The sequence below is a fragment of the Streptomyces sp. NPDC096105 genome (genome assembly GCF_044763335.1).
GTDB lineage: Bacteria > Actinomycetota > Actinomycetes > Streptomycetales > Streptomycetaceae > Streptomyces.
In genome coordinates, this window is record NZ_JBIWGC010000011.1 from 81,819 (window position 1) to 102,360 (window position 20,542).

Sequence of the window (20,542 nt, forward strand, 5' to 3'; positions counted from 1 at the left end):
CGCGCCCCTACCCGTGTGGCCGTCGGGCACACCACCCACCAGACTGACGTCATGACGGAAACGCGAACGACGCACACGGAGACGCACACGGAAGCGACCGCCTACGACGTCGTGGTGATCGGTGCCGGACCGGTCGGCGAGAACGTCGCGGACCGCACCCGCGCCGCCGGGCTCTCCACCGCCGTGGTGGAGAGCGAACTGGTCGGCGGCGAGTGCTCCTACTGGGCCTGCATGCCCAGCAAGGCCCTGCTGCGCCCGGTCCTCGCCCAGGCCGACGCCCGCCGCCTGCCCGGCCTGAGCGCGTCCGTCCAGGGCCCCCTGGACACCGCCGCCGTGCTCGCCCGGCGCGACTCCTTCACCTCCGGCTGGAAGGACGACGGTCAGGTCCAGTGGCTGGAGGGCACCGGCGCCGACCTGTACCGCGGCCAGGGACGCCTCAGCGGCCCGCGCACCGTCACCGTCACCGGCCCCGACGGCGGCCGCCGCGTCCTCACCGCCCGCCACGCCGTCGCCGTCTGCACCGGCAGCCGCGCCCGGCTGCCCGATCTGCCCGGACTCGACGAGGTCCGCCCCTGGACCAGCCGCGAGGCCACCGGCGCCCGCTCCGCGCCGGACCGGCTGGTCGTGGTCGGCGGCGGGGTCGTCGCCACCGAGATGGCCTGCGCCTGGCGAGCGCTCGGCTCGCGCGTCACCGTCCTGGTGCGCGGCGAACGCCTGCTCGGCCGCATGGAGCCGTTCGCCGGCGAGCTGGTCGCCGAGGCCCTCACCGAGGCCGGCGCCGACATCCGCACCGCCACCTCCGTGAAGTCCGTGACCAGGGAGAACGGCACCGTCGTCGTCCTCACCGACACCGGCGACCGGATCGAGGCCGACGAGATCCTCTTCGCCACCGGCCGCGCCCCCCGCACCGACGACCTCGGCCTGGAGACGATCGGCCTGGAGCCCGGCTCCTGGCTGGAGGTGGACGACACCCTCCGGGTGACCGGCCACGACTGGCTGTACGCCGTCGGCGACGTCAACCACCGAGCCCTGCTCACCCACCAGGGCAAGTACCAGGCGCGCATCGCGGGCGCCGCCATCGTCACCCGGGCCGCCGGGGAGCCGGTGCGGAACGAGGACTGGGGCGCGCACACCGCCACCGCCGACCACGCGGCCGTCCCGCAGGTCGTCTTCACCGATCCCGAGGCGGCCTCCGTCGGCCTCACCCTCGCCGAGGCCGAGCAGGCCGGCCACCGGGTGCGGGCCGTGGACGTCGACCTGTCCTCGGTGGCGGGCGCGAGCCTGTACGGCGACGACTACCGGGGCCGGGCGCGCATGGTCGTCGACCTCGAGGACGAGATCGTGCGCGGTGTCACCCTCGTCGGTCCCGGCGTCGGCGAGCTGATCCACGCGGCGACCGTCGTGGTGGCCGGCCGCGTCCCGGTCGGCCGGCTGTGGCACGCCGTCCCGTCGTACCCCACCGTCAGCGAGGTGTGGCTGCGGCTGCTGGAGTCCTACCGGGACGCCTGACCGGCACCTCCGACAGGGGCGGGCTCACGGCAGGTCGAAGCCCAGCGCCCGCGCCGCCTCCCCGGCCGTCGGCTGCGCCCAGTACCGGGCCGCCGCCTCGTTGGAGGACAGCGAGCGCAGCTCGGCCCGGTCCAGGTACAGCGTGCCGTCCAGGTGGTCGGTCTCGTGCTGCACGATCCGGGCGGGCCAGCCGGTGAACACCTCGTCCAGCGCCCGCCCGTCCTCGTCCTGCCCGGTCAGTCGCACCGACGCGTGCCGCGCCACCACCGCCTGGTAGCCCGGCACGCTCAGACACCCCTCGAAGAACGCGGCCCGCTCCGCGCCGACCGGCTCGTACCGCGGGTTCACCAGCACCCGGAACGGCTGCGGCTCCCGCCCGCGCGCGACCCGCACCTCCTCGGGCACCGGCGCCGGGTCCTCGATCACCGCGATCCGCAGCCCCACCCCCACCTGCGGCGCGGCCAGCCCGACACCGGGCGCCGTGCGCATGGTGATCCGCAGCGCCTGCACGAACCGCGCCAGCAGCACCGGGTCCAGCTGTCCGTCGTACGGCTCGGTGCGGCGCCGCAGCACCGGATGCCCGGCGGCGACGAGGGGCAACGGCCCCTCCTCGGCGAGAAGCCGCTCGACCCTCTCGGCCAACGGCACGCGATCGCTCGGAGTGTCCATCACGTCAGGATCGCATGCCCGTCGGCTCGTGCCCCAGCGCGGCCGCGAGCCGCAGATGCGGCTGCGCCTCGGCGTCCCGCCCCTGCCGCTGCAGGGTGCGGCCGAGCATCAGGCGGGCGTAGTGCTCCACCGGGTCCCGTTCCACGATGATCCGCAACTCGGTCTCCGCACGGCGCAGTTGAGCCGAGTGGTAGTAGGCGCGGGCGAGCAGCAGACGCGGACCGGTCTGCTCCGGCACCTCTTCGACCAGGCTGCTCAGGACCCGCGCGGCGGCGGTGTAGTCCTTGGCGTCGAAGAACATCCCCGCGCGCTCCCAGCGCTCGGCGGGCGTTCCGTGGTCGTAGTACGTCGTGTCCACCTGGCACCTCCTTCGCGCCCGGCAACCGGACCGGCCGCCCCGGTATTCCCTCCGCCCCGCGGAGGCCGGCCCCGGCGACGTCGCCGGGGCCGCCCGTCGGCCGCGGTCAGCCGAGGTAGTGCGCGCGCCCCTCGTCGTCGAGTTCGAAGGGCCCCGCGGGGATGACGCAGAACTCGTTCCCCTCGGGGTCGGCCATCACCAGGAACCCGCCGTCGTCGTACCCCTCCAGCCGCCGTCCGCCGAGCCCTTCGATCCGGCGCTGCTCGGCGGCCGGATCGGGGGCGGCGATGTCGAAGTGCATCCGGTTCTTGCCGGACGCGGGCGCGTCGGTGCGCTGGAAGCCCAGCCCGAGGCCGTTCTCCCGGCGCAGCCAGACGTACGGGCCCGTGCGCCCCACGACCGGCCTGCCGAGCACGTCCGACCAGAACGCGGCGAGACGCTCGGGGTCCGTCGCGTCGACGATGAGGGCGTTGATCTGAGCTGAGGAATCGGTCATGCCCCGATCCTCTCGCGATCCGGCGTGCGGGACGGTCCCGGCGCGGCCCGCGGACGACGTCGTGCGGCGGTCGCGCGTCCTCGTGGAGGACGCCGGTGCCGGGTCCGCGCGCGACCCGCCGCTCACCGGTCCGGACGTGGGCACGTGTCGCGTGCCCTTGTGACGGCGTGGGCCGCCTCCGTCTCCCGGCGGGCCGTTCACCGGACCAGCACGACCTCCAGGGTGCGCGGCCCGTGCACGCCCTCGACCCGGTCCAGCTCGATGTCGCTGGTCGCGGAGGGGCCGGAGATCCACGTCAACGGGCGGGTCGGGTCCAGGCGTTCGAGGGCCTGCGGGACGGACGCCACCACCTGGTCCGGGACGCGCACCACGCAGATGTGGTGGTCGGGGATCAGGCTGATGCGGCGCCGGCCCTGGTCGGGGGAGCCGTCGAGCACGAGGGTGCCGGTCTCGGCGACGGCCACGGCGCAGCCCGTCACCACGCTCTCCACCTCGTCCAGCTCCCGCGGAGTGCTGACCGCGCGGTCGTGCACGCGCGTGGGGCCGGCCGCCGACATCCACTCCGGTGGCAGCCCCGGCGGCACGAGCACGTACCGCGGTCCGCGCTGGGCGAGCAACCGCATGATCAGGTACGGCAGTTCCCCGGCGTCCGTACGGTGCACGACCGCCCGGTAGTCCGCCAGGTTCTCCGCCAGCAGATCCACCGTCTCCTCGACGGTCCGCTCCCCGTGCTCGCGCAGGTAGTCCCGCTCGACCGTCGCGTCCTCACCCGGCGGTACGTCCGCCAGCGCCCGGCGCACCCGCCCCAGGATCCGCTCCCTGCTGTTCACGAGGCATCCCCCCTTCCGCCGCGCGTCCGCTGCCACCAGTCCCGGAACGGCTCCGCCGGCACCGGCGGCAGGTCCCGGGTCCCGCTCCACGCCCGGCCGGGCCCCGGCAGGGTGCGCGGATGCAGCCGTCGGGTGCGCGAGGCGAGCCGCTGTCCGGTGCGCAGCACGCCGGGCCGGGTGAGCGCCCAGCGGGCCGCGCGCATCGCGGCCCGCTCGGCGGCGTGGCCCTTCGCCGGCCGCAGCAGCACCTTGTTGCCCTCGCGGACGGCCCCGCCGCCCTCCACCACCCGCTCCCGCAGACGCACCAGCACCTCGGGGATGTCGATGGCGACCGGGCACACCTCGTAGCAGGCCCCGCACAGCGACGACGCGAACGGCAGGGACGCGTCGATCTCGCTGCCCGTACCCCGCAGCTGCGGGCTGAGGACGGCGCCGATCGGGCCGGGATACACCGACCCGTACGCGTGGCCGCCGGCCCGCTCGTACACCGGACAGACGTTCAGACAGGCGGAGCAGCGGATGCAGCGCAGCGCCTGCCGTCCCACCTCGTCGGCGAGCGTGTCGGTGCGGCCGTTGTCCAGCAGCACCAGATGGAAGGCGCGCGGCCCGTCCCCGTCCGTGGTCCCGGTCCACATCGAGGTGTACGGGTTCATCCGCTCGGCCGTGGAGGAGCGGGGGAGGGTCTGCAGGAACACCTCGAGGTCCTGCCAGGTCGGCACGATCTTCTCGATGCCCACCACCGAGATCAGCGTCTCCGGCAGGGTCAGGCACATCCGTCCGTTGCCCTCGGACTCCACCACGACCAGCGTGCCGGTCTCGGCGACCATGAAGTTGGCGCCGGAGATGCCGACCTTGGCGCGCAGGAACTTCTCCCGCAGGTGCAGCCGCGCCGCCTCGGCCAGGTCGGCGGGCGTGTCCGTCAGCCCTTCGGGCGCGGGGCGGCCCCACTCGCCCATCTCCCGGGTGAAGATCTCCCGGATCTCCCCGCGGTTGCGGTGGATCGCCGGGACCAGGATGTGCGACGGCCGGTCCTCGCCCAACTGCACGATCAGCTCGGCGAGATCGGTCTCGTAGGCGCGGATGCCCTGCGCCTCGAGCGCCTCGTTGAGGGCGATCTCCTGGGTGGCCATCGACTTGACCTTGACGACCTCCGTCTCACCGGTCGCCTTCACCAGCTCCGCGACGATCCGGTTCGCCTCGTCGGCGTCGGCGGCCCAGTGGACGGTGCCGCCCGCCGCCGTCACCGACTCCTCCAGCTGCACCAGATAGCGGTCGAGACGGCGCAGCGTGCGGTCCTTGATCCGCCTCCCGGCCTGCCTCAGCCGTTCCCAGTCCTCCAGCTCCGCGACCGCCCGCGCCCGCTTGGCGCGGATGGTGTGCGTGGCGTGCCGCAGATTGCCCCGCAGGGTGGTGTCCCGCACGGCCTCCCGGGCCGCCGCGGGGAAAGCGGGCATGCCGACGAACGTTCCGCTCATACGGCCGGGTCCTCCTCCGTGCTCGCCAGGATCTCCGCGATGTGCACCGGCCGCATGCCGGTCCGCAGCCGCGTCATCGTGCCGCCGATGTGCATCAGACAGGAGTTGTCCGCCGCGCACAGCACCTCCGCGCCCGTCGACTCGGCGTTGCGCACCTTGTCCGTGCCCATCGCCGCCGACACGTCGGCGTTCTTCAGCGCGAACGTGCCGCCGAACCCGCAGCACTCGTCCGCGCCCGGCAGCTCCACCAGCTCCAGCCCCCTCACCGCGCGCAGCAGCCGCAGCGGCCGCTCGCCGAGCCCGAGCGAGCGCAGCCCGTGACAGGTCGGGTGGTACGTCACCCGGTGCGGGTAGTACGCCCCGACGTCGGTCACCCCCAGCACGTCCACCAGGAACTCGGTGAGCTCGTACGTCTTCGGCACCACCGGCGCCAGCACCGTCGCGAGACCGTCCCCGCGCCCTTCCGACCGGGCCCGCTCACCCATCCGCGGGTACAGCTCCCGCACCATCGCCCCGCACGACCCGGACGGCGTCACGATCGCGTCGTGGTCGCGGAAGACGCCGGCGAAGTGACGGGCCATCGGCTCTGCCTCGTGCCGGTACCCGGTGTTGTAGTGCGCCTGTCCGCAACAGGTCTGCGCCACGGGGAAGTCGACGTCGACGCCCAGCCGGGTGAGCAGCTTCACCACGGCACGGCCGGTGTCCGGGTACAGCGTGTCGTTGACGCAGGTCAGGAACAGTGCGACACGCATCGCGGCTCCTCGTCCGGTCGATCATCGGGTGATGGGCAGGGTAGTGCGGGTCCGGGCGCCTCGGGGAGACCCGGTCAGTCCCCGGTGAGCCGGGCGCGGGCCGCCTCCCACCGCCGGGCGTCGCCGCGCGGCTCGTAGCGGGTGAGCGGCTGGGTGGCGGCCAGCAGCCGCCGCGTGCCGGGAAGATCGCCGGCCCGCCCCTGGGCGCGGGCCTGCACCAGCACGTTGCCGAACGCCGCCGCCTCGGTCGGCCCGGCCACCACCGGCAGCCCGCAGGCGTCGGCGGTGAGCTGGCACAGCAGGGCGTTGCGGGCGCCGCCGCCCACGACGTGCACCACGTCCACGCTCCGTGCGGCGAGCCGCTGCGCGTCCTCGACGGCGGTGCGGTGGGCCAGGGCGAGCGAGTCGAGGATGCAGCGCACGGTCGCGGCGGGGGAGTCCGGCACCGGCTGACCCGAGGCGCGGCACGCCTCGGCGATCCGCTCCGGCATCCGCCCCGGCGCGAGGAACGCGCTGTCCCCGGCGTCCACCACCGACCGCAGCGCCGGCGCCCCGGCCGCCTCCCGCAGCAGCGCGCCCAGGTCCGGCTCGCCCCAGGCCCGCAGGCACTCCTGGAGCAGCCACAGGCCCATGATGTTGCGCAGGTAGCGGACCGTGCCGTCGAGCCCCAGCTCGTTGGTGAAGTTCGCGGCCCGGCTCTCCTCGGTCAGCACCGGCGCGTCCAGCTCCAGCCCGGCCAGCGACCAGGTGCCGGTGCAGATGTACGCGAACCGCTCGCCGTCCGCCGGCACCGCGGCCACCGCGGACGCCGTGTCGTGCGAGGCGACCGCCGTCACCGGCACCGGCCCGGTCAGCCCGGTCTCCTCCAGCACCTCGGGCCGCAGCATCCCGGCCGGGTCGCCGGGCAGGCGCAGCGGCGGGAACAGCCCGAGGTCGATGCCCAGCCGCTCCGCCACCCCGTGCGCCCAGGTGCGGGTGCGGGGGTCGATCAGCTGGGTGGTCGAGGCGTTGGTCAGCTCGGTGCCCTGCTCCCCGGTCAGCCAGTACGCCAGCAGGTCGGGCATCAGCAGCAACCGCTCGGCCTGCGCGAACTGCCGTGTGCCGCGCGCCGCGACGAGCTGGTACAGCGTGTTGAACGGCGCGTACTGCAGTCCGGTCGCCGCGTACAGCTCCTCGGCGGGCACGGTCGCCCACACCTTCTCGGCGACCGTGTCCGTCCGGCCGTCGCGGTAGTGCACGGGATTGCCGAGCAGCGCCCCGTCCGCGTCCAGCAGCCCGTGGTCGACGGCCCAGCTGTCGATGCCGACGGAGTCGGCCGCGCCGGCCGCCCGCAGCCCGTCCAGCACCCCGGCGTACAGCCCCAGCACGTCCCAGCGCAGCCCCTCCGGCACCCGCACCGGGCGGTTCGGGAACCGGTGCGCCTCCGTCAGCTCCAGACGGCCGGGGCCGACCCGGCCGACCATGACGCGCCCGCTGGACGCCCCGAGGTCGACCGCCGCGTACGCCCCCACCCCGCCGCTCATCGCAGGAAGGCGGCGGCGACGCCGGCGTCGACCGGGACGTGCAGTCCGGTGGTGTGGGTGAGGTCGCCCCCGGTGAGCGCGAACACGGCGTTCGCCACGTGCTCCGGCAGCACCTCCCGCTTCAGCAGCGTCCGTTGGGCGTAGAACTCGCCCAGCTTCTCCTCCGGCACCCCGTACACGGCCGCCCGCTGCGCACCCCAGCCGCCCGCGAAGATCCCCGAACCGCGCACCACACCGTCCGGGTTGACGCCGTTGACCCGGATGCCGTGCCCGCCCAGCTCCGCCGCCAGCAGCCGCACCTGGTGCGCCTGGTCGGCCTTGGCCGCCGAGTACGCGATGTTGTCGGGGCCCGCGAACACGGCGTTCTTGCTGGCGATGTACACGATGTCCCCGCCCAGCCGCTGGGCGGTCATCACCCGCGCCGCCTCGCGCGACACCAGGAAGGAACCGCGGGCCATGATGTCGTGCTGCAGATCCCAGTCCTCCGCCGACGTCTCGAGCAGCGGCCTGGAGAGGGAGATCCCGGCGTTGTTCACCACCAGGTCCACCCCGCCGAAGGCGAGCACGGCCTCCTGGAACGCGGCGGCGATCTGCTCCTCGTCGGTCACGTCCACGGTCACCGCGACCGCCTTGTCCGGCCCGCCCAGCTCCTCCGCGACCAGAACCGCGTTCTCCCCGTTCAGATCGGCCACGACGACACACGCGCCCTCGGCGGACAGCCGCCGCGCGATGGCCTTCCCGATCCCGCTGCCCGCGCCGGTCACCAGCGCCACCCGGGCGGCCAGCGGCTTCGGCGGCGGCATCCGCCGCAGCTTGGCCTCCTCCAGCGCCCAGTACTCGATGCGGAACTTCTCCGCCTCCTCGATCGGCGCGTACGCCGAGACCGCCTCGGCCCCGCGCATCACGTTGACGGCGTTGAGGTAGAACTCGCCGGCCACCCGCGCCGTCTGCTTGTCCTTGCCGAAGCTGAACATCCCCACGCCCGGCACCAGCACGATCGCCGGGTCGGCGCCGCGCATCGCGGGGGAGTCCGGTTCGGCGTGCCGCTCGTAGTAGGCGGCGTACTCCGTGCGGTAGGCCGCGTGCAGCTCCTCCAGCCGGGTCACCGCCTCGTCGAGCGGCGCGGACGGCGGCAGATCGAGCACCAGCGGGCGCACCTTGGTGCGCAGGAAGTGGTCCGGGCAGGACGTGCCCAGCGCGGCCAGCCGTGGGTGCTCGGCCCGTGCCAGGAAGTCCAGCACGGCGTCGGAGTCGTCGAAGTGCCCCACCTGCGGCCGGTCCTGCGAGGCGATCGCCCGCACGTACGGCGCCAGAGCGGCCGCCCGCTCCCGGCGCTCCTGCTCCGGCAGCGCCTCGTACCCCTCGATCACCGGCCCGAATGGCTCGGGCCGGCCCCGCTCGGCGAGGAACCGCTCGGCGGTGCGGATGATGTGCAGCGAGTTCCGCTCGCACTCCTCCGAGGTGTCGCCCCACGCGGTGATCCCGTGCCCGCCGAGCACGCACCCGATGGCCTGCGGATGGGCGGCCCTGACGGCGGCGATGTCCAGCCCCAGCTGGAACCCGGGCCGCCGCCACGGCACCCACACCACGGTGTCGCCGAAACACTCGGCGGTCAGCTTCTCCCCGTCGGCGGCACACGCCAGCGCGATGCCCGGGTCGGGGTGCAGGTGATCGACGTGCGCGGCGTCGACCAGCCCGTGCATCGCGGTGTCGATGGAGGGCGCGGCGCCCCCCTTGCCGTGCAGGCAGTAGTCGAACGCGGAGACCATCTCGTCCTCGCGCTCCCCCCCGGGATACACGTCGACGAGCGCCCGCAGCCGGTCCAGCCGCAACACGGCCAGTCCGTCCTCGGTCAAGGTCCCGAGATCCCCACCGGACCCCTTGACCCACATCAGCTCCACGTCACCCCCGGTGACGGGATCCACCTCCCGCCCCTTGGCGGAGGCGTTCCCCCCGGCGTAGTTGGTGTTCCGCGGATCGGCCCCCAGCCGATGCGACCGAGCGAGCAGAGCAGCGACTTCGCTGTTGATCATGACAACCAGTCCTTGAAGAAGAGGGTGGGCAAAACGCCCCTCCAGGGGCGCGGGGAACTGCGCGACCAGCCGGGACGAACCCGCAGTCCGCGACGAACAGGAAACCGGCAGACGCTCACGCCCCCCAGCCGGCCTGCTCCCCGCCGATCCGCTCGGCCACGATCTTCTCGGCCCACCCCGACCGCGCGTACGCCGCCATGGGATCGGGGTCGAGCCCCATCTCCTCCCGCACCTCCCGCAGCAGCGGACGCACGTCCGTGTTGAACGCGTCCATCAGCACGGCGTTCGCGCCGAGCACATCCCCCGCGCGCTGAGCCTCGGCCAACGCGTCCCGGTCGACCGACAACGCCTTGGCGGTGGCTTCCTGCACGTTCATGACGGACCGGATGATGGCGGGAATCTTCGATTCCACGTTGTGGCACTGATCCAGCATGAACGCCACGTCCCCCGACAACCCGTCCCCGCGGACCACCTCGTACATGATCCGGAACAACTGGAACGGGTCGGCCGCGCCGACCATCAGGTCGTCGTCCGCGTAGAACCGCGAGTTGAAGTCGAACCCCCCGAGCCTCCCCTCCCGCAGCAGCGTCGCCACGATGAACTCGATGTTGGTGCCGGGCGCGTGATGCCCCGTGTCCACCACCACCTGAGCCTTCGGCCCCAGCTTCAGACAGTGTGCGTACGCCGTCCCCCAGTCGGGGACGTCCGTCGTGTAGAACGCCGGCTCGAACAGCTTGTACTCCAGCAGCATCCGCTGGTCGTCGCCGAGCCGCTCGTACACCTCGGCGAGCGCCTCCGCCAGCCGGTCCTGCCGGGCCCGGACGTCGTCCTGGCCGGGATAGTTGGTCCCGTCCGCGAACCACAGCTTGAGATCCTTGGAGCCGGTCGCGTCCATGATGCCGACGCACTCCAGCAGATGGTCCACGGCCTTCCTGCGCACGGCCGCGTCCGGGTGGCAGACGGAGCCGAGGCGGTAGTCGTCGTCCTGGAAGGTGTTGGAGTTGATCGCGCCGAGCCGCAGCCCGAGGTCCTCGGCGTACCGGGCCAGCGCCGCGTAGTCGTCGACCCTGTCCCAGGGGATGTGCAGCGCCACGGTCGGCGCCACGCCCGTGAACTCGTGCACCTTCGCCGCGTCGTCCAGCTTCTCCCGCGGATCGCGGGGGACGCCCTGCTGCGCGAACACCTTGAACCGGGTGCCCGAGTTGCCGTACGCCCACGACGGCGTCTCGACGGCCTGGGTCTTGAGGGCGGCTTTCACCGCGGCGCGCTCGGTCACGTCAGGGCTCCTGTGACATCGGGTCGTGACGACCACTGGATGAAACGATTCAGAACGCGAAGCTAGGTGCCCCCCGCAGAGGTGTCAACCCCTGCGGTCGCGCCGGTCCGCCGTGACCTGCGCGCAATCCGAAGCCGCCGAAAGTTTTTCGACCGGGACCCATTGACGTGACATGCGTGACGCGCCTAACGTCCCGGCAATCCAGTTGAAACCTTTCACGACGTCGTCAGGGACGCCCCGCCGACGTCGTCGAGGAGCCCTCATGACCCACCCGTCCGACACGGGTCCGGCCCCGGTTCTCGCGCTCAAGGGCATCTCCAAGTCCTTCGGCGCGGTCCGTGCGCTGCGGGACGTCTCCCTGGAGCTGTTCCCCGGGGAGGTGCACGCCCTGGCCGGAGAGAACGGAGCCGGCAAGTCGACCCTCATCAAGACGCTCGCCGGAGTGCACCGGCCGGACGCCGGCCAGGTGCTGCTCGACGGCGAGCCCGTCGTCTTCCACGGGCCCGGCGACGCGCGCGACGCCGGCATCGCCGTGATCTACCAGGAGCCGACGCTCTTCCCCGACCTGTCGATCGCCGAGAACATCTTCATGGGCCGCCAGCCCCGCCGCGCCCTGCGCCGCATCGACCACAAGGCCACCCGTGACGCCACCACCGCCCTGATGCGGCGGCTCGGCGTCGAGCTGGACCCGGACCGGCCCGCCCGCGGACTGTCCATCGCCGACCAGCAGATCGTGGAGATCGCCAAGGCGCTCTCCTTCGACGCCCGTGTCCTGATCATGGACGAGCCCACCGCCGCCCTCACCCACAGCGAGGTCGCCCGCCTCTTCGGCGTCGTGCGCGCCCTGCGCGACCAGGGCGCCGCCGTGCTGTTCATCTCGCACCGCCTGGAGGAGATCTTCGAGATCTGCCGCCGCGTCACCACCCTGCGCGACGGCGCCTGGGTCGCGAGCGAACCCCTCGACGGCATGACCGAGGACGACCTGGTGCGCCGCATGGTCGGACGTGACCTGGCCGAGCTCTACCCCAAGCAGGCCGTCACACCCGGCGAGGTCGCTCTCCGCGTGCGCCGACTCACCCGCGAGGGCGTCTTTACCGACGTCTCCTTCGACGTGCGGCGCGGCGAGATCGTGGGCCTCGCCGGACTGGTCGGCGCCGGACGCACCGAGGTGGCCCGCGCGGTCTTCGGCATCGACCGCCGGGACGCCGGCGAGGTCGAGGTCGACGGGCGCAAGCTCACCGACAGCGCTCCGTCCGCCGCCATGGCCGCCGGTCTCGCCCTGGTCCCCGAGGACCGGCGCGCCCAGGGCCTGGTGATGGACATGTCCATCGAGCGCAACATCGGCCTCACCGGCCTCGGCGCCACCGTGCGGGCCGGCCTGGTGGACCGCGGCGCCGAACGCAGCCGCTCCCTCGACTGGGCCGTCAGGCTGCGTGTCAAGTACGCCCGGATCGCCGACACGGTGACCACCCTGTCGGGCGGCAACCAGCAGAAGGTCGTCCTCGCCAAGTGGCTCGCCACGCGGCCCAAGGTGCTGATCGTGGACGAGCCCACGCGCGGCATCGACGTCGGCACCAAGGCCGAGGTGCACCGGCTGCTGTCACAGCTCGCCGCCGACGGCGTGGCCGTCCTGATGATCTCCTCCGACCTGCCCGAGATCCTCGGCATGGCCGACCGCGTGCTGGTGATGCACGAGGGCCGCCTCACCGCCGAGATCCCCCGCACCGACGCCACCGAGGAAACCGTGATGGCCGCAGCCACCGGGAGGGCCGCCGCATGACGGTCACCGCCCCGGACGAAACCCCCGTCGCCGAGGCGCCGCAGGCCGGCGTCACCCGGCTGGTGGACCGCGTCTTCAAGATGCGCGAACTCGCCATCCTGGCCGTGTTCCTGGTGATGATCGCCGTCACCCAGGCCGGCAACAGCGCGTTCCTGTCCGAGCAAGGCGTCAAGGACCTGCTGCTGAACGCGACCATCCTGGTGCTGGCCGCCACCGGCCAGGCCCTGGTCGTCATCACCCGCAACGTCGACCTGTCCGTCGGCTCCACCCTCGGCATCAGCGCCTTCGCCGCCGGCCTCCACCTCCAGGACGGAGGGAACCCGTTCACCGCCGTCGCCCTCGCCGTGCTGCTCGGCACCGGCTTCGGCCTGCTCAACGGCCTGCTCGTCTCCCTCGGCCAGGTGCCCGCCCTCGTCGTCACCCTCGGCACGCTCTACATCATCCGCGGCATCGACTCCGTCTGGGTGGGCTCCCGCCAGATCACCGCCGCCGACCTCCCCGGCGGGTTCGTCGACTTCGGCTCCGGCGGCATCTCCGCCGTGCCCTACCTGGCGCTCGTCGCGCTCGCGGTGCTCGTGGCGACGGCGTACTACCTGCGGCACTTCGGCGGCGGGCGCGAGCTGTACGCGCTCGGCTCCAACCCGGAGGCGGCCCGGCTCGCCGGCATCCCGGTGCGCAAACGGATCCTCGCCGCGTACACCTTCAGCGGCGCCCTCGCCGGACTGGCCGGCGCGCTCTACCTCGCCCGCTTCGGCAACGTCGACTCCGGCACCGGCAGCGGCTACGAACTCACCGTCGTCAGCGCGGTCGTGGTCGGCGGCGTCGTCTTCACCGGAGGCTCCGGCAGCGTGTACGGCGCCGCCCTCGGCGCGCTGCTGCTGACCTCCGTCAACAGCGTGCTGCCCGCCCTCGGCGTCAGCTCCGTGTGGGTGCTCGCCATCAACGGCCTCCTGCTCGTCCTCGCCATCGCGGTCGACCGGATCGTCGCGCTGCGCGTGGCCTCCGCCCTGAAGAAGAGGAACGCCCGCCATGCCTGACTCCCTCACGCGCGCCGTTCGCTGGGACACGGTGGTCGGCGCCCTGCTCGTGGTCGTCCTGCTGCTGTCGTTCACCACCGTCGACGGCTTCGGCAACGCCCTCAACCTGTCGTTCCTCATCGGCAACACCCTGCCGATCGCGCTGATCGCCCTCCCCATGACGCTGCTCGTGGTGTCCGGCGAGATCGACCTGTCCGTGGCGTCCACGGCCGGCCTGTCCGGCGCGGTGATGGGCGCGCTGTGGAACCAGGGCATGGCCATCGAGGCGATCATTCCCGTCTGCCTGCTCCTCGGCGTGGTCTGCGGCCTGGTCAACGGCCTGCTGGTGACCCGGCTCGGGCTGCCCTCCCTCGCCGTCACCATCGGCACCCTCGCCGCCTACCGGGGCATCGCGCAGATCGTGCTCGGCTCCGACGCGGTCACCGACTTCCCCTCCGCCTACCTGGACTTCGCCGCCGGACGCATCGGCGACACCTTCGTCCCGTACGCCTTCCTGCCCTTCCTGGTGCTGCTCGCGATCGCCGTCGTCGCCCTGCACGCCACCCCGTTCGGCCGGTCGCTGTTCGCGATCGGCGCCGGCGAGGAGGCCGCCCGGTTCGCCGGCATCCGCGTCAAGCGGCAGAAGCTGATCCTGTTCACCGTGACCGGCCTGATGTCGGCGCTCACCGGCGTCTTCTGGGCGCTGCACTACGCCAGCGCCCGCTACGACAACGCCACCGGCCTCGAACTGTCCGTCGTGGCCGCCGTGCTGCTCGGCGGCATCGACTTCGACGGCGGCAAGGGCACGCTCGGCGGCGCCGTCGCCGGTGTGTTCCTGCTGGGCGCGCTGCAGAACGTGATGAGCCTGCAGGACGTCTCCGCCCAGTCCCAGATCGTCGTCACCGGCGTGCTGCTCGTGCTGTCCGTCCTCGGCCCGCGCGTCGCCCGGCAGATCGCCGTCGCCCGCGCCGGACGGAGAGCGGCCGGCGCCCCCGCCCCGGATCCCACGACGCCCGCACCGACTCCCTGACCGCCCTCCTCCCCGTAAGGAACCCGCCATGCGCACAGCACCGCTCCGCCGTACCTGCGCGGCGCTCGCCGCCGTCACCTCCCTCGCCCTGGCCGCCACCGCCTGCGGCGGCACCACCAAGGAGGACGTCAAGAACGAGGGCGGCGCCGCCGCCTCCGCCGGCAAGGCCGACCCGGACGCCGCGACCAAGAAGGGCCTGACCGTCGGCTTCCTGCCCAAGCAGGTCAACAACCCGTACTTCACCACCGCCGACAAGGGCGGCGAGAAGGCCGTCAAGGAACTCGGCTCCACCTTCAAGGAGGTCGGCCCCACCAGCGCCACCGACACCGCGGGCCAGGTGTCCTACGTCAACACGCTCACCCAGCAGCAGGTCGACGCGATGGCCGTCTCCGCGCAGGACCCCGGCGCCCTGTGCACCGCGCTCAAGCAGGCCATGAAGAACGGCATCAAGGTCGTCACCTACGACTCCGACACCACCCCCGGCTGCCGCAACGCATTCGTCTCCCAGGCGTCCGCCGAGGACCTCGGCCGCACCGAGGTGCAGCTGCTCGCCGAACAGATCGGCTACAAGGGCGAGATCGCGATCCTGTCCGCCGCGCAGACCGCGACCAACCAGAACACCTGGATCGAGTTCATGAAGGACGAGCTCGAGGATCCCAAGTACAAGGACATGAAGCTGGTCGAGGTCGCCTACGGCAACGACGACGCCCAGCAGTCGTTCCAGCAGACCCAGGGCCTGCTCCAGGAGCACCCGAACCTGAAGGGGATCATCTCCCCGACCACCGTCGGCATCAAGGCCGCCGCCCAGTACCTGTCCGGCTCCACGTACAAGGGCAAGGTCAAGCTGACCGGCCTCGGCACCCCCAACGACATGCGCCAGTACGTCAAGAACGGCACCGTCGAGGCGTTCGAGCTCTGGGACCCGGCGAAGCTCGGCGAGCTGGCCGCCCGTACCGCCGTCGCCCTGGCCTCCGGCCAGATCACCGGCAAGGAGGGCGAGACCTTCACGGCCGGCGCGATGGGCGAGTACACCATCGGCGAGGACGGCGTGATCAACCTCGGCAAGCCCACCGTCTTCAACGCCGACAACATCGACCAGTTCGACTTCTGACCCCCACCGGGCTGCTTGAGGAAGGGCGGTGCTCCGTGCGACGCGTCTGTTTCCTGCTCAAGGTCCGCCAGGACCGCATCGACGAGTACCGCGCACGCCATGCCGCCGTGTGGCCCGAGATGCGCGAGGCGCTCTCGGCCACCGGCTGGCACAACTACTCCCTGTTCCTGCGCGACGACGGCCTCCTCGTCGGCTACCTGGAGACCGACGACTTCGAGGCGGCGAAGGCCGGCATGGCGGCCACCGGGGTCAACGCCCGCTGGCAGGCCGAGATGGCGCCCTTCTTCGAGTCCCTCGACGGCTCCCGGCCCGACGAGGCGATGACCCCGCTCACCGAGGTCTTCCACCTCGACTGACGGTCACGGTCCCCTCCCGTCCGTGGCCGGAAAGGGGCGGACGTGCGGGTAGTGTGAGGCCCGCCGCCGCCCCCTCTCCCGTAGCCCTGGAGGTCCCTGTCCGATGGCCCAGTCGGTGGGTATCAAGGACGTCGCCCGCGTCGCCGGAGTCTCCGTCGGCACCGTCTCCAACGTGATCAACCGCCCGGACACGGTCGCCGCCGGGACCCGGGCCCGGGTGCTGTCCGCCATCGACCGGCTCGGCTACGTCCGCAGCGAGTCCGCCCGCCAGCTGCGCGCCGGCCGCAGCCGCATCATGGGCCTGCTCGTCCTCGACATGGGCAACCCCTTCTTCGTCGACGTGGCGCGCGGCGCCGAGCGGGCCGCGCGCGCGGCCGGCCTCGGCGTCATGGTCTGCAACAGCGCCCAGAGCCCCAGCGAGGAGGCCGAGTACCTGTCGCTCTTCGCCGAGCAGCGGGTGCGGGGCGTGCTCCTCACCCCCGCCGACGCCACCGGCCGCACCATCGAGGCGTTCCGCCGGCACGGCATCCCGTTCGTCCTGGTCGACCGGGTCGCCGAGGGCACCACCGAGTGCTCGGTCTCCGTCGACGACGTGGCCGGCGGCGCCCTGGCCGTGCGGCACCTGGTCGACGCCGGGCACCGCTCCCTCGCGTACGTCAGCGGCCCGCCCGGACTCCATCAGGTCAGGGACCGCCGCACCGGCGCGCTGAACGCCCTCGCCGAGGCCGGGCTCGGCCCCGACAGCCTGCACGAGCTGCCCACCGAACGGCTCGACGTGGCCGCCGGACGCGACGCGGGCGCCCGGCTCCTCGGCCTGGCCCGCCGCCCCACCGCCGTGTTCTGCGCGAACGACCTGCTCGCCCTCGGCGTGCTCCAGGCGATGTACGCGGCCGGCGTCGGCGTCCCCGACGACCTGGCCATCGTCGGCTACGACGACATCGAGTTCGCCGCCGCGGCGGCCGTGCCGCTCACCTCCGTGCGGCAGCCCGCCGTCACCATGGGGGCGCTGGCGGCCGAACTGCTGCTGGAGGAGACCGAGACCACGGACACCCCGCACGAGCACCGCCGGGTCGTGCTCGCCCCGGAACTGGTGGTGCGGCGCTCCAGCCTGTCGGCGCGCTGACCGCCGTTCAGAAACATTTTCATGATCCCGGGGTCGTTGGCCGCAGGAACATGTGCTGAACTGGTCGCGGCCCGACAATCCGTACGTCCCGGGAGTCCCGTTGACCGCCACCTACCGCCAGCCCGGAGTGGTCCTCACCGACCGCCGGTTCACCGTGCCCCTCGATCACGACAACCCCTCGGGCGAGACGATCGAGCTGTACGCGCGCGAGGTCGTCGCGAGCGAGAAGGCGGACCGGGACCTGCCCTGGCTGCTCTACCTCCAGGGCGGCCCCGGCTTCGGGGCGAACCGTTTCGTCGGAAAGCAGGCCTGGCTCGGCCGCGCCCTGGAGGACCACCGGGTGCTGCTCCTCGACCAGCGCGGCACCGGCAGCTCGACCCCCGCCAACCGGCAGACGCTCCCGCTGCGCGGCGGCCCCGCCGAGCAGGCCGACTACCTCACGCACTTCCGCTCCGACTCGATCGTGCGGGACTGCGAGGCCATCCGCCCCCAGGTGACCGGCGGCGCCCCGTGGACGGTCCTCGGCCAGAGCTTCGGCGGCTTCTGCACCGTCGCCTACCTCTCCCTGGCCCCCGAGGGCCTGGACACCGCCCTGATCACCGGCGGCCTGCCCTCCCTCGACGCGCACGCCGACGACGTCTACCGGGCCGCCTACCCGCGCATCGAGCGCAAGGTCGCCGCCCACTACGCCCGCTACCCGCAGGACGTCGAGCGCGCCCGCCGCATCGCCGACCACCTCCTCACCCACGACGTGGTCCTGCCGAACGGCTACCGGTTCACCGTCGAGGCGTTCCAGTCCCTCGGACAGATGCTCGGCAGCGGCGACGGCAGCCACCGCCTGCACCACCTCCTCGAGGACGCCTTCGTCCCCACCCCGGCCGGCCCCGCCCTCTCCGACGCCTTCCAGGAGCAGGCGCAGGCCCTGCTCTCGTTCGCCGGGCACCCCCTCTACGCACTGGTCCACGAGGCGATCTACGCCCAGGACGCCCGCCCCACCGCCTGGTCCGCCGAACGCGTCCGCGCCGAGTTCCCGCGGTTCGACGCGGCCAAGGCGCTCGCCGGCGACGAACCCCTGCTGTTCACCGGGGAGACCATCCACCCCTGGATGTTCGACTGCGACCCGGCGCTGCGCCCGCTGCGCGAGACCGCCGAACTGCTCGCCGCGCGCACCGACTGGACCCCGCTGTACGACCCGGCCCGCCTGGCCGCCAACGAGGTCCCGGTCGCGGCGGCCGTCTACCACGACGACATGTACGTCGACACCGCGCACTCCCTGGCCACCGCCCGCGCCGTCCGCGGCCTGCGCACCTGGGTGACCGACGAGTTCGAGCACGACGGCGTCCGCACCGGCGGCCCCCGCGTCCTGGACCGCCTGCTCGCCCTCGCCCGCGACGAGGTCTGACCGCGCGCCCCCGTGCGCTGTCGGCGCACGGGGTTAAGGTGCCGGACATGACCGAGCCGACGATCAGTCAACTCCAGCCCATGCCCGACGACTGGCAGCGCGCTCTGGCCGTGGTCGCCCACCCGGACGACCTGGAGTACGGCTGCGCGGCGGCCATCGCCGCCTGGACCGACGCCGGGCGCGAGCTCTCCTACCTGCTGGCGACCCGCGGCGAGGCCGGCATCGACACCCTGGAGCCGGCGCGGTGCGGGCCGCTGCGCGAGCGCGAGCAGCGGGCGAGCGCGGCCGTGGTGGGCGTGTCCGAGGTCGCCTTCCTGGACCACGCGGACGGCGTGATCGAGTACGGTCCTGCCCTGCGCCGGGACATCGCGGCGGCGATCCGCCGGTACCGCCCCGAGCTGGTCATCACGTTGAACCACCGGGACACCTGGGGCGGCCACACCTGGAACACCCCCGACCACGCGGCCGTCGGCCGGGCCACGCTCGACGCGGCCGGGGACGCGGGCAACCGCTGGATCTTCCCCGAGCTGACCGAGCAGGGGCTCGAGCCCTGGGACGGCGTGCGCTGGGTCGCGGTCGCCGGTTCCGACACGCCCACCCACGCGGTGGACGCGACCGACGGACTGGAGCGGGCGGTGCGCTCCCTGCTGGAGCACCGCACCTACATCGAGGCGCTCACCGACGAGGACCCGGAGACGTACGCGCGCACGCTGCTGACCGGCTTCGCCGAGGAGACCGGGAAGCGGTTCGGCAACCGTCCGGCGGTCGCCTTCGAGCTGTTCCCCCGGTGAGCGTCGTAGGGGGAGAGGAGGAACGGCTCGCGCGGAGCTTCGAGGAGCACCGCGCCCACCTCGAGGCGGTCGCCTACCGCATGCTCGGCTCGCTCGCCGAGGCGGAGGACGCGGTGCAGGAGGCGTGGCTGCGGCTGGGCCGGGTGGATCCCGCCGGGATCGACAACCTCGGCGGCTGGCTCACCACCGTGACCGGCAGGATCTGCCTGGACCTGCTGCGCTCGCGCACCGCCCGCCGGGAGCAGCCGATGGACGACACGTTCGTCCCCGACCCGGTGATCCGGCCGCTGTCCCGGGTGGACCCGGAGCAGGAGGCGCTCGAGGCCGACTCGGTGGGCATCGCCCTGCTGGTCGTCCTGGAGAGCCTCGACCCCGACGAGCGGCTGGCGTTCGTGCTGCACGACATGTTCGCCGTGCCCTTCGACGACATCGCACCGGCGGTGGAGCGGTCGCCGGCCGCGACACGGCAGCTCGCCAGCAGGGCCCGCCGCCGGGTCCGCGACTCCGCCCCGCCGTCCGACCCCGACGCGGGGCGGCAGCGGCAGGCCCTCGACGCCTTCCGCGCCGCCGCGCGCACCGGGGACTTCGAGGCGCTGCTCGCCGTGCTCCACCCGGACGTGGTGCTGCGCGCGGACGCGGGCGCGCTGGTCCAGGGCGTGGCCGGCTCGAAGCGGCTCCAGGGCGCGCGGCGCGTGGCCGAGTCGGCGATGCTGTTCGCCCGCTACAACGCGACCGCCCGCATGGTCCTGGTCAACGGCGCCCCCGGCCTGGTCAGCGTGGTCGACGGCCGGGTCCGCTCGGTCCTGACGGCCACCGTCCGGGACGGCCGCATCACCGCCCTCTACATCCTGGCGGACCCGGACCGGCTGGCGGGGGTGGTGCTGCCGGACGAGGGGGAGTGAGGTGCCGGACGGAAGTGCCGGAACGCGTCGGTCGTGCGCTCCGGGATCGCGGAATGAGCGATCTTCACCTCACGGTCCTGGGCTCCGCGACGCCCTGCCCGAGCGTGGAC

The 20,542-nt window shown here is 73.2% G+C and carries 19 protein-coding genes; 10 read left to right on the forward strand and 9 right to left on the reverse strand.

Features of this window, described 5'->3' with window-relative positions; all coding sequences use genetic code 11:
• The first annotated feature begins 51 nt into the window (after window positions 1-51).
• Window positions 52-1,509, forward strand: a complete 1,458-nt coding sequence (locus ACIQ8B_RS19300; protein WP_403548200.1) for a dihydrolipoyl dehydrogenase family protein — start codon at window positions 52-54, stop codon at window positions 1,507-1,509.
• Between the two features lie 24 nt (window positions 1,510-1,533).
• On the opposite strand, the gene ACIQ8B_RS19305 is transcribed toward ACIQ8B_RS19300, so the two are convergent.
• The 9 genes from ACIQ8B_RS19305 to rhaI form a co-directional block, all read right to left on the reverse strand.
• Complete coding sequence (locus ACIQ8B_RS19305) at window positions 1,534-2,178, reverse strand: peptide deformylase (RefSeq protein ID WP_403548201.1); 645 nt, start codon at window positions 2,176-2,178, stop codon at window positions 1,534-1,536.
• Window positions 2,179-2,182: 4 nt separating this feature from the next.
• Window positions 2,183-2,536, reverse strand: coding sequence for a tetratricopeptide repeat protein (locus tag ACIQ8B_RS19310; RefSeq protein ID WP_403548203.1), 354 nt, complete (start codon window positions 2,534-2,536; stop codon window positions 2,183-2,185).
• Window positions 2,537-2,642: 106 nt separating this feature from the next.
• Window positions 2,643-3,032, reverse strand: a complete 390-nt coding sequence (locus ACIQ8B_RS19315) for a VOC family protein (protein ID WP_403548205.1) — start codon at window positions 3,030-3,032, stop codon at window positions 2,643-2,645.
• A gap of 197 nt (window positions 3,033-3,229) precedes the next feature.
• Window positions 3,230-3,862, reverse strand: coding sequence for a lactate utilization protein C (locus ACIQ8B_RS19320; RefSeq protein ID WP_403548207.1), 633 nt, complete (start codon window positions 3,860-3,862; stop codon window positions 3,230-3,232).
• Window positions 3,859-5,337 (reverse strand): LutB/LldF family L-lactate oxidation iron-sulfur protein, encoded by a 1,479-nt coding sequence (locus ACIQ8B_RS19325; protein WP_403548209.1) that lies wholly within the window; start codon window positions 5,335-5,337, stop codon window positions 3,859-3,861. Before ACIQ8B_RS19325 ends, ACIQ8B_RS19320 begins: the two co-directional genes overlap by 4 nt.
• Window positions 5,334-6,089: a (Fe-S)-binding protein gene (locus ACIQ8B_RS19330; protein WP_290003136.1), complete on the reverse strand. Its 756-nt coding sequence runs from the start codon at window positions 6,087-6,089 to the stop codon at window positions 5,334-5,336. Before ACIQ8B_RS19330 ends, ACIQ8B_RS19325 begins: the two co-directional genes overlap by 4 nt.
• A gap of 74 nt (window positions 6,090-6,163) precedes the next feature.
• Window positions 6,164-7,612 carry a rhamnulokinase family protein gene (locus tag ACIQ8B_RS19335; protein WP_403548211.1) on the reverse strand — a complete coding sequence of 483 codons (1,449 nt, stop codon included), beginning with the start codon at window positions 7,610-7,612 and terminating at the stop codon, window positions 6,164-6,166.
• The gene (locus ACIQ8B_RS19340) at window positions 7,609-9,645 is read right to left on the reverse strand and encodes a bifunctional aldolase/short-chain dehydrogenase (RefSeq protein ID WP_403548213.1); all 2,037 of its coding nucleotides are present in this window, start codon (window positions 9,643-9,645) and stop codon (window positions 7,609-7,611) included. The genes ACIQ8B_RS19335 and ACIQ8B_RS19340 overlap by 4 nt, the downstream gene beginning before the upstream one ends.
• 115 nt (window positions 9,646-9,760) lie before the next feature.
• Window positions 9,761-10,921, reverse strand: a complete 1,161-nt coding sequence (gene rhaI / locus ACIQ8B_RS19345) for an L-rhamnose isomerase (RefSeq protein ID WP_403548215.1) — start codon at window positions 10,919-10,921, stop codon at window positions 9,761-9,763.
• Window positions 10,922-11,183: 262 nt separating this feature from the next.
• On the opposite strand from rhaI, the gene ACIQ8B_RS19350 reads away from it, so the two are divergent.
• The 9 genes from ACIQ8B_RS19350 to sigJ all read left to right on the forward strand — a co-directional run bounded on the left by ACIQ8B_RS19350 (window position 11,184) and on the right by sigJ (window position 20,432).
• On the forward strand, window positions 11,184-12,701 hold the full coding sequence (locus tag ACIQ8B_RS19350; protein ID WP_403548217.1) for a sugar ABC transporter ATP-binding protein: 1,518 nt from the start codon (window positions 11,184-11,186) through the stop codon (window positions 12,699-12,701).
• Window positions 12,698-13,738 carry an ABC transporter permease gene (locus ACIQ8B_RS19355; RefSeq protein ID WP_403548219.1) on the forward strand — a complete coding sequence of 347 codons (1,041 nt, stop codon included), beginning with the start codon at window positions 12,698-12,700 and terminating at the stop codon, window positions 13,736-13,738. The genes ACIQ8B_RS19350 and ACIQ8B_RS19355 overlap by 4 nt, the downstream gene beginning before the upstream one ends.
• The gene (locus ACIQ8B_RS19360; RefSeq protein ID WP_290003154.1) at window positions 13,731-14,747 is read left to right on the forward strand and encodes an ABC transporter permease; all 1,017 of its coding nucleotides are present in this window, start codon (window positions 13,731-13,733) and stop codon (window positions 14,745-14,747) included. The genes ACIQ8B_RS19355 and ACIQ8B_RS19360 overlap by 8 nt, the downstream gene beginning before the upstream one ends.
• A gap of 28 nt (window positions 14,748-14,775) precedes the next feature.
• Window positions 14,776-15,858, forward strand: a complete 1,083-nt coding sequence (gene rhaS, locus ACIQ8B_RS19365) for a rhamnose ABC transporter substrate-binding protein (protein ID WP_403548222.1) — start codon at window positions 14,776-14,778, stop codon at window positions 15,856-15,858.
• Between the two features lie 35 nt (window positions 15,859-15,893).
• Window positions 15,894-16,214, forward strand: coding sequence for an L-rhamnose mutarotase (locus tag ACIQ8B_RS19370; RefSeq protein ID WP_106411127.1), 321 nt, complete (start codon window positions 15,894-15,896; stop codon window positions 16,212-16,214).
• A 103-nt stretch (window positions 16,215-16,317) separates the two neighbouring features.
• Window positions 16,318-17,337, forward strand: a complete 1,020-nt coding sequence (locus ACIQ8B_RS19375; RefSeq protein ID WP_106411126.1) for a LacI family DNA-binding transcriptional regulator — start codon at window positions 16,318-16,320, stop codon at window positions 17,335-17,337.
• Window positions 17,338-17,437: 100 nt separating this feature from the next.
• Window positions 17,438-18,739: an alpha/beta fold hydrolase gene (locus ACIQ8B_RS19380; RefSeq protein ID WP_106416118.1), complete on the forward strand. Its 1,302-nt coding sequence runs from the start codon at window positions 17,438-17,440 to the stop codon at window positions 18,737-18,739.
• Between the two features lie 47 nt (window positions 18,740-18,786).
• A complete protein-coding gene (locus ACIQ8B_RS19385; protein WP_403548225.1) occupies window positions 18,787-19,530 on the forward strand; it encodes a PIG-L deacetylase family protein in 744 nt (247 codons plus the stop codon).
• Entirely contained in the window at window positions 19,527-20,432 is a 906-nt protein-coding gene (sigJ, locus tag ACIQ8B_RS19390; RefSeq protein ID WP_403548227.1) for an RNA polymerase sigma factor SigJ, read from the forward strand. The genes ACIQ8B_RS19385 and sigJ overlap by 4 nt, the downstream gene beginning before the upstream one ends.
• Window positions 20,433-20,542 lie beyond the last annotated feature (110 nt).

Coding starts and splice junctions, on each gene's coding strand:
- ACIQ8B_RS19300 (WP_403548200.1), top strand. CDS start 52: ATGACGGAAACGCGAACGACGCACACGGAGACGCACACGGAAGCGACC.
- ACIQ8B_RS19305 (WP_403548201.1), bottom strand. CDS start 2,178: ATGGACACTCCGAGCGATCGCGTGCCGTTGGCCGAGAGGGTCGAGCGG.
- ACIQ8B_RS19315 (WP_403548205.1), bottom strand. CDS start 3,032: ATGACCGATTCCTCAGCTCAGATCAACGCCCTCATCGTCGACGCGACG.
- ACIQ8B_RS19325 (WP_403548209.1), bottom strand. CDS start 5,337: ATGAGCGGAACGTTCGTCGGCATGCCCGCTTTCCCCGCGGCGGCCCGG.
- ACIQ8B_RS19330 (WP_290003136.1), bottom strand. CDS start 6,089: ATGCGTGTCGCACTGTTCCTGACCTGCGTCAACGACACGCTGTACCCG.
- ACIQ8B_RS19335 (WP_403548211.1), bottom strand. CDS start 7,612: ATGAGCGGCGGGGTGGGGGCGTACGCGGCGGTCGACCTCGGGGCGTCC.
- ACIQ8B_RS19340 (WP_403548213.1), bottom strand. CDS start 9,645: ATGATCAACAGCGAAGTCGCTGCTCTGCTCGCTCGGTCGCATCGGCTG.
- ACIQ8B_RS19350 (WP_403548217.1), top strand. CDS start 11,184: ATGACCCACCCGTCCGACACGGGTCCGGCCCCGGTTCTCGCGCTCAAG.
- ACIQ8B_RS19355 (WP_403548219.1), top strand. CDS start 12,698: ATGACGGTCACCGCCCCGGACGAAACCCCCGTCGCCGAGGCGCCGCAG.
- ACIQ8B_RS19360 (WP_290003154.1), top strand. CDS start 13,731: ATGCCTGACTCCCTCACGCGCGCCGTTCGCTGGGACACGGTGGTCGGC.
- rhaS (WP_403548222.1), top strand. CDS start 14,776: ATGCGCACAGCACCGCTCCGCCGTACCTGCGCGGCGCTCGCCGCCGTC.
- ACIQ8B_RS19375 (WP_106411126.1), top strand. CDS start 16,318: ATGGCCCAGTCGGTGGGTATCAAGGACGTCGCCCGCGTCGCCGGAGTC.
- ACIQ8B_RS19385 (WP_403548225.1), top strand. CDS start 18,787: ATGACCGAGCCGACGATCAGTCAACTCCAGCCCATGCCCGACGACTGG.